The sequence below is a fragment of the Thalassospira sp. CH_XMU1420-2 genome (assembly GCF_037029325.1).
In the GTDB taxonomy this organism is placed as follows: Bacteria; Pseudomonadota; Alphaproteobacteria; order Rhodospirillales; family Thalassospiraceae; genus Thalassospira; species Thalassospira povalilytica.
This window is the reverse complement of the sequence record NZ_JAYMEG010000002.1, coordinates 442812-457410: the sequence shown is the minus strand read 5'-3', so window position 1 is coordinate 457410 and position 14599 is coordinate 442812. Positions and strand designations below refer to the sequence as shown.

Below are 14599 nucleotides of genomic sequence, written 5' to 3'. Positions count from 1 at the left end.
GCAAGAACTGATCGCAATCGATTGTCAGAAAACGGGCCGGCACAGCATGCCAAATGCCCCGGATTACGCGGGTGCAAACATCACCGGATTGGCGCCCAAAAATCCACCTGACAGACGCAGGATAAAGAAGGTGAAGTGTGGAAAAAGTCAGTCCAGATCGTCCGTCGGGCTGCGCCGGGCGTGATCGACCATATATTCGGCAAAGGTTTCAAGGATCGGACAGGACCAGTTCGCGCGAATACGTTCGCCATCGCGTTCCCATTCCCCGTACCAACGTTCGTCGATATCGCGGAAAATGGTGTAATGGGCGAACCTGTCAGAAGCTGTCCAGCAATTCTTACCCGTACGTTCCCAGGTAAGTCCGGCAAGCATCATTAAATCAACGCTGGTGGTGGCTTCATGTGCCATCGTCGATGTCCCTAGACCGCAACCGGGCGACTTCAATTTATGGAGCAGTCCCCGGCCACTTTGCAATGTATAGTAGAGTTAAGCATTGATAGGTGGGGGTTACAATCATTCAAGGGGACAGGTCCGCTATCCTAAAGATGGGTTAGGGAGGGGATAGGGTGTGAAATTGCCCGAAAACCCCATTTTGCGTAATGCTGTTGCGCTGTGGGGTGTTTTGCGGCAATTTGCCAGACCCGTTTGCGGATCAGGGCTGCCGTAACGTAAAGCCCGGATCCCGAAGAGAGATGATCGATCAGTTGGAATGAATATGTCAGACAAGCGCGTCTATCTTTATGACAGTACCTTGCGCGATGGGCAGCAGACCCAGGGCGTGGATTTTTCGGCCGCGGACAAGACCGCGATTGCCAAGGCACTGGACGAATTGTCGATTGACTATATCGAAGGCGGCTGGCCCGGGGCAAACCCGACCGATGATGCATTTTTTGCCAATCCGCCCAAACTTAAAAATTCCAAACTGACTGCCTTTGGCATGACCCGTCGTGCCGGTCGTTCGGCATCGAATGATCCGGGGCTGGCCAGCCTGGCGCAGAATGCACCGATTGTGTGCATGGTCGGCAAAAGCTGGGATTTTCAGGTGACCGAGGCACTCGGGATCGAGCTTGATGAAAATCTGGCGATGATTTCGGACTCCATTGCCCATCTGAAATCAAAGGTTTCCGAAGTCATGTTCGATGCCGAGCATTTCTTTGACGGCTATAAGGCCAACCGTGATTACGCGATTTCGGCAATCAAATCGGCCTATGATGCCGGTGCGCGCTGGGTGGTGCTGTGTGATACCAATGGCGGCACCTTGCCCGACGAGATTTTTGACATTGTGACCGATGTCTGTACGGTCATTCCGGGCGGGAATGTCGGCATTCATTGCCATAACGATACCGAGAACGCGGTTGCGAACTCCTTGGCCGCGGTCCGCGCCGGTGCGCGACAGGTGCAAGGGACGCTTAATGGTCTGGGCGAACGGTGCGGCAATGCCAACCTGATTTCGATCATCCCGACCCTGATGCTCAAGATGGGGTATGACGTTGGCGTTTCGCGCGAACAACTGACCCATCTTCGGCGGATTTCGCATATTCTGGACGAGCGCCTGAACCGTGAACCGCTGCGTCAGGCGGCCTATGTCGGCGACAGTGCCTTTGCCCATAAGGGCGGTTTGCATGTCTCGGCGGTGGAAAAGAACCCGGCCTGCTACGAACATGTCGAACCGGAACTGGTCGGCAACCAGCGCCATATCCTGGTATCGGATCAGGCGGGCCGTTCAAATATTCTGGCCCGGTTCCGCGAGATCGGTGTTGAAGTCGATCCGAAATCCGAAGCAGTCGGCAAACTGGTTGAAACGGTCAAGCAACGTGAATTTGACGGCTATGCCTATGACGGGGCCGAGGCCAGCTTTGAATTGCTGGCGCGCAAGGCTATGGGCGAACTTGATCGCTATTTCCGTGTGACATCATTCCGCGTGATTGACGAACGGCGCTGGGTCGATGAGCAGGACGAGCAGGTCATCACCATGAGTGAGGCCACCGTCAAGGTCGTGGTCGGTGACGAACAGTATATGTCGGTCGCCGAAGGGAACGGCCCGGTCAACGCCCTTGATGCGGCGCTTCGCAAGGTTCTGGTGACGGTGCCGGAATATCGCGAAGCGGTCGAGCAGATCGAACTGATCGATTATAAGGTCCGCATCATAACGCGCGGCGACGGTACGCGTGCGGTGACCCGTGTCATGATCGAAAGCCGCGATGCCGATGGCAATAACTGGGCGACAGTCGGCGTTTCGACCAACATTATCGAGGCATCCTATAACGCGCTTCGGGATTCCATTACCTATAAGCTGTTCAAATCCGGTGTCCGCAGCCAGCATGGCTGAGCGGTTTGGAATGATGGCATGATGCATATGGCGGCCGGGGGAATTGCCCCGGCCGTTTTGATTTGGCCGGGCTGGGAAGTTCAGCCTCCGCGTCGCAAGGGGCGTGATGCTGGTGAACTGGTGTCAGGCGATGGGTGTCAGGCGATTGGCTTAATAAGATCGTCTTATTAAGACCGGCTTAAGGAGACTGGCGCAAGCGGTTGGCTTTTGCTAAGTAAGCGCCAATATGGACGGGAATATCCGTCACCAACCCGCATATCACGACCGGAGATCTGACCCGATGAGCGACGCCGTAGGGAGTGCCAAACCCGAAACCGGTGGCATTGCCAACCCGCCCGTAATCATTCTGATTGAACCGCAGCTTGGCGATAATATCGGCAAGGCAGCGCGTGCGATGTTGAATTGCGGTCTGGTTGATCTGCGTCTGGTGCGCCCGCGTGATGGCTGGCCCAATGAACGGGCAACGGCCAATGCATCGGGTGCCGATATCGTGATTGATAACACCAAGGTGTTCGAGCGCGAAGAAGATGCGCTTGCCGATCTGAACCGTGTCTATGTGACAACCGCACGCACGCGCGATGCGATCAAACCGGTCTTTACCCCCAAGGGGCTGGCACCGGAAATGCGCAATGTGATTTCGCGCGGTGAAAAGGTCGGTGTGATGTTCGGCCCGGAACGGACCGGCGTTCGTAACGAACATATCGCCATGGGCGATGCGGTGGTGACCGTGCCGCTTAATCCCGGTTTCACGTCGCTTAATCTGGCGCAGGCAGTTCTTCTGATCGGCTATGAATGGTGGCAGGCCGGTGTCGATGTGCCCGATTATCAGATGATGATGAATGACACCTTCCCGGCGACCAAGGATGATATGGAGCGCCTGTTTGTGCATCTGGAGGCCGAGCTTGATGCATCGGGATTCTTCCGGGTCGAGGAAAAGCGCCCGAACATGCAGCGCAATATCCGCAACATTTTCAACCGTGCCAACCTGACCCATCAGGAAGTGCAAACCCTGCGCGGGATGATTGTTGCCATGCGCGGTGGCAAATACAAATCCAAGGATTGATCAGGCCAAAGCCGATATCTTCCAGACGGTTAGCCGCGATATGGCCCAGTCGGACCGGGCAGTGTGATCGATTTGATCGGACGGATCGCCCAAGATCGCAGAAATGCAGGGCTTCCATGCAGGTCCGGTGCGGCGATTAATGTTTGACTCTTGATCAATCATCTCTATATTGCGCCTCACTTCCGAGAAAGTGGGTCGAAACAGGTGTTTTCGTCCCCGTTCCGCATGTTCGTTATTCGGGCGGTTGGAAACTATCGGGACAATAAGTGATCTTTAAAAAAAAGAGAGTTACAAAATGTCGAAACGTATTGCTGCAAAGCATAAGATTGACCGCCGCCTTGGCGTTAACCTTTGGGGTCGTGCAAAATCGCCGCTGAACAAGCGCGAATACGCACCGGGCATGCATGGCGCAACCCGTCGTAAGAAGCCGACCGACTATGGTACCCAGCTGTTCGCTAAACAGCAGCTCAAAGGCTACTACGGTTCGATCTCCGAAAAACAGTTCCTGCGTTACTTCAAAGAAGCATCGCGTCGTCCGGGCGATACCTCCGAGCATCTGGTTGGTATTCTCGAACAGCGTCTTGACGCAGTTATCTACCGCATGAAATTCGTTCCGACCGTGTTCGCTGCACGTCAGTTCGTTAACCACGGCCACATTCTTGTCAACGGCAAGAAAGTAACCATTCCGTCCTACCTTGTTAAAGAAGGTGACGTTGTCGAAGTGAAATCCGCTTCGCGTGAAATCCCGATGGTTCTCGAAGCTGCCAACCTTGCAGAGCGTGACATTCCGGAATATCTCGACGTTGATGCGAAAGCCTTCAAAGGTACCTTCGTTCGCGTTCCGAAATTCGCAGAAATTCCGTACCCGGTTCAGATGCAGCCGAACCTGGTCATCGAATTCTACTCGCGTTAATCCTTACGGATTTCGCGACGAAACGATACGAAGACGCCCGCTGGAAACAGCGGGCGTTTTTGTTTGTCCGGATCGTTGGTAAAATTGCCGCTGACCGACCATAAAACCCCCGATGCGGATCATGCATCGGGGCTTTTGGTATTTGGGGCCGCTTTTCGGGGCGGGCCGGTCTATTGTTTTTGGCTTTTCTTGTGGCCTATGGCTTGTTGAGCTGCTCGGACGCCTGTTGGGCGGCCGCGGCAACGGCTTCCTGTTTCTGTTCTGGCGTTGCGTCGGCGGGGACGTCGACCTTGACGTTGCGCGATGCCATCTGGATGCCGTTTTCCTTGAACATCGCAAGCACGCTTTGATAGACGGTTTTGCGGATGGTGAATTGTTCGCCGGGTTTGGCGGTGTATTTCAGCCCGATCACCATGTTGAATTCTTCCATCCGGCGCACGCCCTGGGATTTCAGCGGTTCGATGAAGCTGTCACCGATCAGCGGATCATTCAAAAGTTCCGCCGACAGCTTTTTGACCAGTTTCTTGATCTTGTTCACATCGGTATCAAACGGCACCCGGAATTCCAGTTTGACGATCACCCAGTCGCGGCTGTGATTGACGATGGATTTGATTTCGCCAAACGGGATGGTCTGAAGCGGGCCGCGATGGTGGCGCAATTGCATGGACCGGATTGAAATGTTTTCAACGCGCCCGCGCAGGTTATCGACTTCGATATATTCGCCAAGCCGGAAGGCATCATCAAGCAGGAAGAAAACCCCGGCCACCACATCGCGCACCAGCGCCTGACTGCCAAAACCAAGGGCAAGGCCGACCACACCGGCACCGGCAATCAGCGGCCCGATATCAACGCCAAGCGATGACAAGGTTACCATCGCCACCATGATGACAATCACGGTCAGGGCAAAGTTTTTAAGCAACGGTAACAGGGTCTCAACCCGCGAAAGCCCCGATCCGCCGCCTTCATCCCCGCCATGTCCGGCGTTTGACGCGCTCATGCGTTCGTCAAGGAATGCCTTGATCAATGACCAGATCAGATCGGCAATCAGCAGGATCATGATGATTTCGGTCGACGCATCAATGACGCGGGCAACGATGCCGGCATCCTCGGCCATGGCCAGCCGGTCAAGTCCCCAGATCCGCCACATGCTGGCCAGAACAAACACAAGGGCAAGCAACCTTACCCCGCGTTTGAGAACCTTGGTAAAGACCGGAAGTTTGGGGGCGACCGGTTCGAATTCGGCATCGTTTTCAAGGGCCGCGGCCTGTGCGATGGCGTTTTGGGCGTCTGCTTCCTGTTGGGCTGTTTTGACCTTGATGCGGTGCTGGCCTTCGATGATGTTGCGAAATACCACATCAAACACACAGGCAAGCCCGATCGCGATCAGCGCCTTGAGAATGCGTTCCGCACCAATGATCGCAGCCCCGCCCATCAGGATGATCCAGGCCGAAACAATCACCGGCCAAAGCCGCGCAATCGAAGTCGGAAGGGCGATCTTTTCGATCCCGTCGCCGGACTGATGGCGGGCAAAGAACCGGCCCAGCCACCAGGTGGCAACACAAAACGAAATCACCGAAATCACCACGGCATGGTCAAACAGGATGATATCGCCCTGAACCATGGTGGGGGCGGCACTGAAAACCCCGGCAATGCCAAATGAAAACAGCGAAATCCCCGCCGCCCAGGCCAGGCTTCCGGTCAGGGCGCTTGCGGTTTGCGGATCGACATTGATCATGCGCAGGCCGTCAGCCTTGGGCGCGAACAGGAATTGCAGGACAATCATGATGATGCGCAGCAGGAAGAATGCTGTCAGCAACGACAGGATTGCGGCCTTCATGATCGGAGGCCAATCAAATATCAGGAACGTGCCCACCGACCCAATGGCAAACACACCAAGTGACAGCAGCGACAAAACACAAAGTGCCGCCATCTGTTTGAGTCGGTCGGAAAACTTTTGCGGGGATTGACGTTCAAGATAGGCGCATATCGATGCCGAAAAACGGCGATATATCACTTCGGCAACAATGCCCACACCAACAAATATCGCGGTAAACAGGGCAATCCACATCAATCCGGTCTTGCCGACATCCGATGATATCAGATCAAGGGTGGCGGCAACTTCATGCGGAAACGCTTCAAGCCCGCGCAGGGTCGCGTCGATATGGGCCTGGGTGCGGTTAATGCCTTCGTCAAGGAAGGCATAATAGCTAAACGTTTCGGCAACTACGGTGTCGGGTGCGCCACTGGTTGTGGCATCTGAAGCCGGGGCTTGGGCATCGTCCGATCCGCTGATGGCGTCAATTGCAGCCATTTGTGCCTGTGCGGGGGCCGGTGGATTGGCAATCCAAGCCAAGCTGGAAAATAGCAAAAGACATGCTATTGATTTGATTGCTGCTTTCATCCCCGGTCACTTCCCCTGTTGCGCGAAGAATAGCATCCGTCAAGGATGGGGGAGAGTGCGCCAAGCATCAAGAAATAGTTTTGCGAGGGTGCATGTAATGAACGCAAAAGATGTGCCCGGGATATGTCCGGATGGATCGCAGGCACAAAAAACGCGCTGGCGATCATCGCACAGCGCGTTTGATGTCGGGGGGGGGGCGCGCCTTAGGCAGCGACGGCAACGCCCTTGTCTTTAAGATGCTGGGCCAGTTCGCCCGATGCAAACATCTCACGGACGATGTCACAGCCACCAAGGAACTCGCCCTTGACGTAAAGCTGCGGAATGGTCGGCCAGTTGGAGAAGTCCTTGATGCCCTGACGGATTGCCGGGTCGACCAGAACGTTCACGTCCTTGAACTGAACACCGAGTTCAGCCATGACCTGAACCACAGCAGCAGAGAAACCGCACTGCGGGAACATTGCAGTACCCTTCATGAACAGAACGATATCGTTATCGTCAATGTCCTTCTGGATGCGATCGAAAACCGGATTGTCGGTCATAATGATTGTCCTTGGCTTGGGCGGCGATCTCTCGGCCGCGAAAAACGGGTTAAACTTTTATGGCCGAAGATATGGCTGGAACCTGTGGTTCTGTCAACTGTTGCGGCGGTTTTTGCGCACAGTGCGCAGGTTATCCCACGTGAAAATGCCAAGTCCGAACCACACCAGCCCATAGGTCACCATATGCGCGCTGGTAAAGGTTTCGCCAAATACCAGAACCGCGACAATGAATTGCAGGGTCGGGTTAAGATACTGCATCAGACCAAGCACGGAAAACTTCATATTGCGCGCGGCATAGGCAAACAGAACCAGCGGAATGGTGGTGCAGACCCCAAGTCCGATAAACAACAGATCATTGGTCATGCCGGTATGGCCAAATGCCATTTCACCCTGTGCGGCAAGCCAGAACATGTAACCAAGGGCAATCGGTGTGATCAGCGCGCATTCGACGAAAAGTCCGGCAATCGGATCGGCTGGAACAAATTTGCGGATCACGCCATAAAACCCGAACAACGACGACAGGCTAAGCGCGATCCAGGGCAGATGCCCATAGGAAACCAGAAGGTTCAAAACCCCGAGTGCGCAAATACCCACGGACAGGATTTGAACGCGGTTAAGCTTTTCGGCAAAGAAAATGCGCGCCAGGATCAGCATGATCAGCGGCATGATGTAATAGCCAAGGCTTGCTTCAAGCGCATTGCCGGTATTGACCGCCCAGATGTAAATCACCCAGTTGCCCGCCACCAGAAGACTGCTCAGAAACAGAAGGCCAATCGTCTTGGCCGATGAAATCAGCACCCAGAGTTGCTTGCGCCGGCCAAGGGCAAAGATCATCGCAAATGTCAAAACCGCCGACCAGATGATCCGGTGCGACAGGATTTCAAGCGGCACCGCAAAGGATACCATTTTGAAATACAGCCCGAAAATGCCCCAGATGGTAAAGGCACCAAGTCCGGCGAGCGGTCCGGCACCGATCAGGGCCGGCTTATCTTGTGATGACATTTGATGAGCCGTGGTCAGTTAATGGGGCTGGTCATGCCGGATGTCGTCGGGTGGTGGCAAATCCGGTCTTGACGGGATCGGGCGCCGATGGTTGGTCGGCGCCCGAAAAAATCATCATCGCGCATCAAAGGGTGGCTTGCGCGTCTGGTAATCAGGGCAATCGCAGGACTTATTCCGGTGCAGAGGTCTGAAGGGCAAGGGCATGAAGATCACCGCCCATTTTGCCTTTCAGCGCGGAATAGACCATCTGGTGCTGAACCACGCGGGTTTTGCCGCGGAACTGTTCGGACACCACAATTGCAGCATAGTGATCGCCATCACCGCGCAGATCTTCGATCCGGACTTCAGCATCAGGAAGAGCTTCCTTGATCATGCTTTCGATTTCATAGGCTTCCATGGCCATGGCGTTTATTCCTTATAATGGACCGGTGCCCGGACGGGCCCGGTAAAACCTGTTTTCTCTGGTATATGTTGTTGTCCCGGGGGCTGTCAATTTCTGCGCAACAGCACTGCCCAAACATCTCGCAAAGTTGCGCGCAGGCTTGTCTTGCGCCCGATATTGGGGTAATTAGCCTGCCCTGGGTTGCCCACACCTGCCGTCCGCAAGGTTGATCCTTTGGTAAAGTGGTGCTTTGAAATCTTTCGGACCCGTTTCCCGATCAGGGTACGGCCCGGCAATGCGGACACCCGGCCTCCTGTGTGGAGACGAAAATGACTTCAAACAGTCTGAATATCGGTCGTGCGGATATCGAAACCGACCCGACCGAAAGCTTCAAGGCACAGGCAAAACGCCTGCGCAAGGCCCTGGCTGCGCGTGATGTTGCGATATCACATGCCGGGTCGCTTGAACTTCTCGCCCAAAGCCACGGCTTTCGTGACTGGAACACCGCAGTTGCCATGGCACGTCGCAATATCCCGACCAATGTTTCCGATCTTGGGATCGGCAAACGCTTTGCCGGATCATACCTTGGTCATGCGGTGACCGGCCTGATCCGGTCTGTGACCGCGACCCCGACACCGGGCGTGTTCCGGGTCGAGGTGCATCTTGACGAACCGGTTGATGTGGTGGAATCCAAACGCTTCACCGGTTTTCGCCAACGCATTGCGGCCCGGATCAACGAACATTGCGAACCGGTCCTGACCAACGGTATGGCCGGACCGGGGCTTTCGATTGATCTGCTTTTGCGTGATCAAGACGGCCAGTGACCCGGTTTATCGAAACGATAAATGACGAAACGCTCCGGCAGCTTCCAAAAGTTGCCGGAGTATATGTTTTACTATTCGGCATTTTCGGTGGCCTAACCATGCAGAACAAGCTCTTCACAGCACCAACCCTGCCCAAACGAACTTATCAATATTGAGGTTCGGCAAATGTGTGCGGTGCAATCGCTCTCTATTAAACTTCCTCTACAGGCTGACTCCATCGGCATGTGAATGATTTGACCTCGAATGCGGCAAGACAGTTCGCGCATAATCATAGCGTGTTATTTTTGAATCTTTATCACGCTAAGGTTTTGACACGCTGAGATGAATCAGGAATGCTTGATAAGCATTATCTTTATTAAATTAGTTTGTGTGCTGAGAAAGCGTAGATTGGAGTCTCAATGGTATTTCATGAGTCTGGGGACGTTCTGCCTATTCATTTTGATGTCGATCAGCACAGGCTGCCACTTAAAGACTTCGTGGAGACGGCACTTAGTGCCCAGAAGATCGTAGAGACTTTTAACGAAGAGATCCTAGACAATTCAGCTAAGTTAGAATTGTTTGTGGTGCCGCCCAAGCAGGGTTCATTCCTTACGTTAATCGGCATTGTTGCAAGCTCAGTTGCGGCTACTTGGGCAGTGATGCAAACCGATATAGGAAAGTCCTTTATCAAAGGTTTGACGGGGCAGGAGCCAGCTTACTGGGCCGAGGTTGCAGGTCAAAAACTTCGAGCTAGAATTGGGAGAACTGAGGATGATCTTGAAGTAGATGAAATCTCAGTTGAGGAACTTGTCCCAGAGAACTCTGAACTACAGCGCGAGATCACTGCCATCGTCCTGTCAGAGCTGATTAGGAGGTTCCTTGAGAAAGAGTATAATGAACTCCGTGCCTTAGGGTTCTCCAACAGAAAATTTCGTGCTGCTTACGAAGCCAAAAATCAGTTCTACTCTGCTTGTTACAAAGACAAACGCATCCAAGGAATCTCATTCGATAGCTCTGAGGGATTCAATATAACTAGAAAAGACTTTCCAAAGTACATCACTGAATTACCCCCTAAAGAAGATGATAATTCGTCTGACGATTGGGTCGTCGAAGTTACTTACGTAAAGGCGACTTCACCTAATTGGGACAGGTTCGACAAAAGCAGGTTATGGAAATCACGGGACGAAAACGGGCATTCAATTTTCTTCAGTATTGATGATGAAGCCTTTTGGGATTTGGCCTCTTCTGAACATCTTCAGGCTCAAGTTATCAACAACATGAAAGTGCAATGGGCATTTAACGAGGAGAATCGACGCCGAAAGGCAGTTCGCGTACTAAAAGTTCTCGAGTTCAATGGAGAGGTTTTATCTAAACCATTGGATGGGGAGCAACTAGAAAGAATAGTTGGAGAGTTTCGCCACGCACGCAAAGATCAAGATGACCTGTTTGACTAACAATCAATGAACTAGTGGCTAGGACTACTAGTTTAGGTCTTCGCTTGAAAATGCCCTCGAGTAGTTATCCACCCGTCATGCTCATATGACGACCAACGGCCGGTTTCTGGCCTTTGCGGTCGATGACGAAGTCATGGCCTTTGGGTTTGAGGTCCATGGCGGCATCAAGCATCTGATCAAGCGAACGCGGATCGCCGGTACGAAGGGCGGCGCGCAGGTCAACATGGTCTTCCTGGCCCAGGCACATATAAAGCGTGCCGGTGCAGGTTACGCGCACGCGGTTGCAGCCTTCGCAGAAATTATGGGTAAGCGGGGTGATGAAGCCCAGACGTCCGCCGGTTTCGGCCACCGTGGTATAGCGGGCCGGGCCGGGGGTGACATGGTCGGACGGGATCAGGGTGAATTCCTGTTCCAGGCGCTCACGCACCACGGTCAGTGGCAAATACTGATCGGTGCGATCACCGTCAATATCACCCAGCGGCATGGTTTCGATCAGGCAAAGATCAAAGCCTTCTTTCCCGCACCATGACACCAGACGCGACATTTCATCTTCGTTAAAGTTGCGAAGGGCGACCGTATTGATCTTGATGCTGATGCCGGCGGCCTTGGCGGCTTCCAGCCCGGCCAGAACCTGTTCAAGGCGGCCGCGACGGGTGATTTCGGTGAATTTCCGGGAATCGAGACTGTCGAGCGAGATATTGAGGCGTTTGACGCCAAGCCGCGCCAGATCATCGGCATAGGTGGCAAGCTGGCTGCCATTGGTGGTCATGGTCAGTTCATCAAGCGCGCCGGTTTTAAGATGCCGCGACAGATCGGAAATCAGATCCATGATGCCACGACGCACCAGCGGCTCCCCCCCGGTCAGGCGCAATTTGCGCACACCGCGATTGATGAAGGCCGTGCAGAGCTGATCAAGTTCTTCAAGGCTGAGAACTTCGGCCTTTGGCAGGAAGGTCATGTTTTCCGCCATGCAATAGGTGCAGCGGAAATCGCAGCGATCGGTTACCGAAACGCGCAGGTAGGAGACATGCCGGCCATATTTGTCGATCAGTGGTTTGGTCATGGCGTTGATTTGAAACAGTGTCGTGGTTGTCGCGGGGCGTTGTTTCTTGCAAGGTGACTGTGGCACAGCAGACCGGGTTTTGACCAGCCTGTTTAGATCGCGGCACATCACCTTTCCGTCAGATGAAAACAAAAAGCCGCAGGCGATACCCGACGATATCGACCATGCGGCTTTGACTATTGCTGTTTACCGGGTAACCGTCGGGTAAATGCTTGGCGGTTGGTGTGCGCCGGTCAGCTGTTGGCGTGGGCGGCGACGTCGGCGTCGATTGACTTCATGACTTCGCGCAGGGTTGCGACATCTTCACTGCCCATTTTGGCGACCAGTTCGGCCGAATGTTGCGGAACGGTCAGGATTTCGCGCACGTCACTGAACAGGGCATCGAGCAGGCGCACACAATGGGCCTCGGTAAAGGACCAGTGCACTTCACCCGATGGCAGATTGTCATTGACCAGTTGCAGCAGCCATTTCTTGCGGCGTTCATATTCACGGAAATGCAGCGCCATGCGCGCAAATACCAGATTGATGCGCAGCTTGACCGCCGGTTCCTTGGCCAGATGATCCCAATATTCGGCGGGGTTGCGCAGCTCGTCCTCGTCTTCGGCATGGGCTTCGATGATTTCGTGAATTTCGCGGTCGATTTCCTGAAGCATGTCCATGCCGACCATCATGCGGATGACCTTGAAGAACGGTTGCAGGATTTCACGCGACAGTGCGCCGTCTTCGATGCTGCCTGCGGCATTGCCTTCCAGAAGGTGGTCAAAGCGCGATACCAGCAAACGCCCGAACGGATCGTGGCGGACGGCGGCATGTTCGCGGGCCTTGATGGCTTCGAGATCGCTTTCAAGCACGGCCCAGGCCGCGTCAAACAGGTCTTCCTTTTCGCGGATGCCGTCGATGGCCTTGATGATCTGTTCTTCGGAAATCGAACCACCGTGGTTGCGCGCGTAATGGATCAGCCCCTGGGTAAATTGTTCCAGTACCGTAAAGGCGGCGACATGGTGGCGCTGCTTGAAGGTGTCTTGGGGTGGTTTGTTGGCTGCAATCATGAAGTGTCCAGACCTTGATTATGACGGTTGTGCATGATCAGGCAGATCCATCGGCGGGGATGGAATCCATGCGGCCCTGATTCTGCATACGCCGAATTTATTAATAAATTGATGTCAGCAAATCGTGTGCCAAGGACAGCCAGACGTGGGTCAAACCGGTCTGTGATCCCCCTGATCGGGCGCGAGCGGGGGAAACGACCCCTTATTCGTAACCGACCGCGGCCTCGACAATCTCAAGCACGACATGGCGGGGCCGGATGATCTGGCGACCGGCTTCCTCGAAATTGACGGCGATTCTGTCACCATCGACAGCCTGAATGCGGCCCAGACCCCAATCGGGCTGGTTGGGGTGGCGAACGATGGTGCCCGGTGTCAGCAAGAAATCCATGGGGTGCTCTGTGTTCAGTGTATCTTGTTTACATATAGGTCAAACGCCGCCGATCCACAATTTCACAGATTGCAAAACCCGATCCGGTTCGTGTTCCGGCCGTCGGTCGGCAAAAATTGCCGGGTCGGGTGGCGGTCTGTCACCAGACATCCGGACGGGCCGGTGCAGGTGTTTTCTGTGGTCGGGATCAATCGCCAGAATGCGACCGGCATTTTTCAAATACCACCGTCATCAAGGCGTCGGTTCGATCAGAAGTCAAACCGGTTTTACCGAATGGGGGATTGGTTGCGATCGGTGCAGGCTTCTTTGCCCTGTCGATGGCCGGAATGGCAAAATCGCGATGGGTCGGGTCTAAATTTCGTTCTGGCTAAATAAGCTCTTAACATATCACGGTCAATCTTGGGCATCAGAGACCCGCTTTGAGGGCGCGATATTTCGTCGTCCCGTCACGGAACGCCACCGGTGATAAAATCGGGCGGGGGACAGAGACCGGGCATCATGTTTGGGGATGTGATGCTTTGAAGAATAAATAGAAATACCTTGGAGAACCCGCGTAATGGTTCAGGACATCGCCCTTGAAATGACGCTGATCGAGTTGATCAGTTCGCGCATTTGTCATGATCTTGTCGGTCCGGTCGGGGCCGTCAATGCCGGGGCGGAACTGATGGGCGAAGACGGTGTTGCCGATGACGAGGCGCTTGCGCTGATGCGCAAAAGCGGCCTTGAAGCGGCCCGCCGTCTGCAACTGTTCCGGCTGGCCTTTGGCCGGGCGGGCAACAGCGTGGACACCAAGTCCATGCGCGATGCTGCGCGCCAGACCTATGAAGCCGAAGGCAAGGTCAGCCTGGACTGGCCGGATCTTCCGATTGATCCAGCTCATGGACGAGTCGTATTGAATATGGTGATGCTCGCCCGCGAGGCTCTGCCATTTGGGGGGACGATCACTGTTTCGCACGAATCCGGTCGCACGACCGTTCTGGCAGAAGGCAAACGTGCCGCATTCCGTCCGGAAGTCATGGAGGTGTTGGAAAAAGACGTGTCGGCAGATGCACTTGATCCACGCACAGTGCACGGATTCTTCGTGAGAAATCTGGCCAATCGGACGGGCGGGGCGCTTTCGGTCTTGCAACAGGATGCAAATATTGCATTGATCTATGGATAAAAAATTGACCTGTGGGTCTGGTAATAACGTGTGGTAGCTTCTACGTAAGTA

Annotated in this window: 14 protein-coding genes; 6 read left to right on the top strand and 8 right to left on the bottom strand. The window is 54.3% G+C overall.

What is annotated here, in order from left to right; all coding sequences use genetic code 11:
- Window positions 1-147: 147 nt before the first annotated feature.
- On the bottom strand, window positions 148-408 hold the full coding sequence (locus WA429_RS06895) for a hypothetical protein (protein WP_068517205.1): 261 nt from the start codon (window positions 406-408) through the stop codon (window positions 148-150).
- A gap of 307 nt (window positions 409-715) precedes the next feature.
- Between WA429_RS06895 and cimA the strand changes: the two genes are divergently transcribed.
- The 3 genes from cimA to rpsD all read left to right on the top strand — a co-directional run bounded on the left by cimA (window position 716) and on the right by rpsD (window position 4305).
- On the top strand, window positions 716-2329 hold the full coding sequence (gene cimA, locus WA429_RS06890) for a citramalate synthase (RefSeq protein ID WP_371833744.1): 1614 nt from the start codon (window positions 716-718) through the stop codon (window positions 2327-2329).
- 280 nt (window positions 2330-2609) lie between these two features.
- Window positions 2610-3392, top strand: coding sequence for an RNA methyltransferase (locus tag WA429_RS06885; RefSeq protein ID WP_101248100.1), 783 nt, complete (start codon window positions 2610-2612; stop codon window positions 3390-3392).
- Between the two features lie 295 nt (window positions 3393-3687).
- Window positions 3688-4305: a 30S ribosomal protein S4 gene (rpsD, locus tag WA429_RS06880; protein WP_068517202.1), complete on the top strand. Its 618-nt coding sequence runs from the start codon at window positions 3688-3690 to the stop codon at window positions 4303-4305.
- 196 nt (window positions 4306-4501) lie between these two features.
- Here rpsD and WA429_RS06875 read toward each other — a convergent pair whose 3' ends face one another.
- The 4 genes from WA429_RS06875 to WA429_RS06860 all read right to left on the bottom strand — a co-directional run bounded on the left by WA429_RS06875 (window position 4502) and on the right by WA429_RS06860 (window position 8650).
- The gene (locus tag WA429_RS06875) at window positions 4502-6616 is read right to left on the bottom strand and encodes a mechanosensitive ion channel family protein (protein WP_287466599.1); all 2115 of its coding nucleotides are present in this window, start codon (window positions 6614-6616) and stop codon (window positions 4502-4504) included.
- 293 nt (window positions 6617-6909) lie between these two features.
- Window positions 6910-7245, bottom strand: a complete 336-nt coding sequence (grxD, locus tag WA429_RS06870; RefSeq protein WP_068517200.1) for a Grx4 family monothiol glutaredoxin — start codon at window positions 7243-7245, stop codon at window positions 6910-6912.
- A 93-nt stretch (window positions 7246-7338) separates the two neighbouring features.
- Window positions 7339-8247 (bottom strand): EamA family transporter RarD, encoded by a 909-nt coding sequence (rarD, locus tag WA429_RS06865; protein ID WP_287466600.1) that lies wholly within the window; start codon window positions 8245-8247, stop codon window positions 7339-7341.
- Window positions 8248-8416: 169 nt separating this feature from the next.
- Window positions 8417-8650: a BolA family protein gene (locus WA429_RS06860; protein ID WP_068517198.1), complete on the bottom strand. Its 234-nt coding sequence runs from the start codon at window positions 8648-8650 to the stop codon at window positions 8417-8419.
- A 308-nt stretch (window positions 8651-8958) separates the two neighbouring features.
- On the opposite strand from WA429_RS06860, the gene WA429_RS06855 reads away from it, so the two are divergent.
- Entirely contained in the window at window positions 8959-9453 is a 495-nt protein-coding gene (locus tag WA429_RS06855; protein ID WP_068517197.1) for a glyoxalase superfamily protein, read from the top strand.
- A 398-nt stretch (window positions 9454-9851) separates the two neighbouring features.
- Window positions 9852-10886 carry a hypothetical protein gene (locus tag WA429_RS06850; protein WP_287466601.1) on the top strand — a complete coding sequence of 345 codons (1035 nt, stop codon included), beginning with the start codon at window positions 9852-9854 and terminating at the stop codon, window positions 10884-10886.
- A gap of 64 nt (window positions 10887-10950) precedes the next feature.
- Here the strand turns inward: WA429_RS06850 and moaA are convergent, their stop codons facing one another.
- From moaA to WA429_RS06835, 3 genes are all read right to left on the bottom strand, one after another.
- The gene (gene moaA / locus WA429_RS06845) at window positions 10951-11949 is read right to left on the bottom strand and encodes a GTP 3',8-cyclase MoaA (protein WP_068517195.1); all 999 of its coding nucleotides are present in this window, start codon (window positions 11947-11949) and stop codon (window positions 10951-10953) included.
- Between the two features lie 233 nt (window positions 11950-12182).
- Window positions 12183-12998: a hypothetical protein gene (locus tag WA429_RS06840; RefSeq protein WP_068517194.1), complete on the bottom strand. Its 816-nt coding sequence runs from the start codon at window positions 12996-12998 to the stop codon at window positions 12183-12185.
- A gap of 202 nt (window positions 12999-13200) precedes the next feature.
- A complete protein-coding gene (locus WA429_RS06835) occupies window positions 13201-13386 on the bottom strand; it encodes a DUF3553 domain-containing protein (RefSeq protein ID WP_068517193.1) in 186 nt (61 codons plus the stop codon).
- A gap of 556 nt (window positions 13387-13942) precedes the next feature.
- On the opposite strand from WA429_RS06835, the gene WA429_RS06830 reads away from it, so the two are divergent.
- Window positions 13943-14548, top strand: a complete 606-nt coding sequence (locus WA429_RS06830; RefSeq protein ID WP_101248095.1) for a histidine phosphotransferase family protein — start codon at window positions 13943-13945, stop codon at window positions 14546-14548.
- Window positions 14549-14599 lie beyond the last annotated feature (51 nt).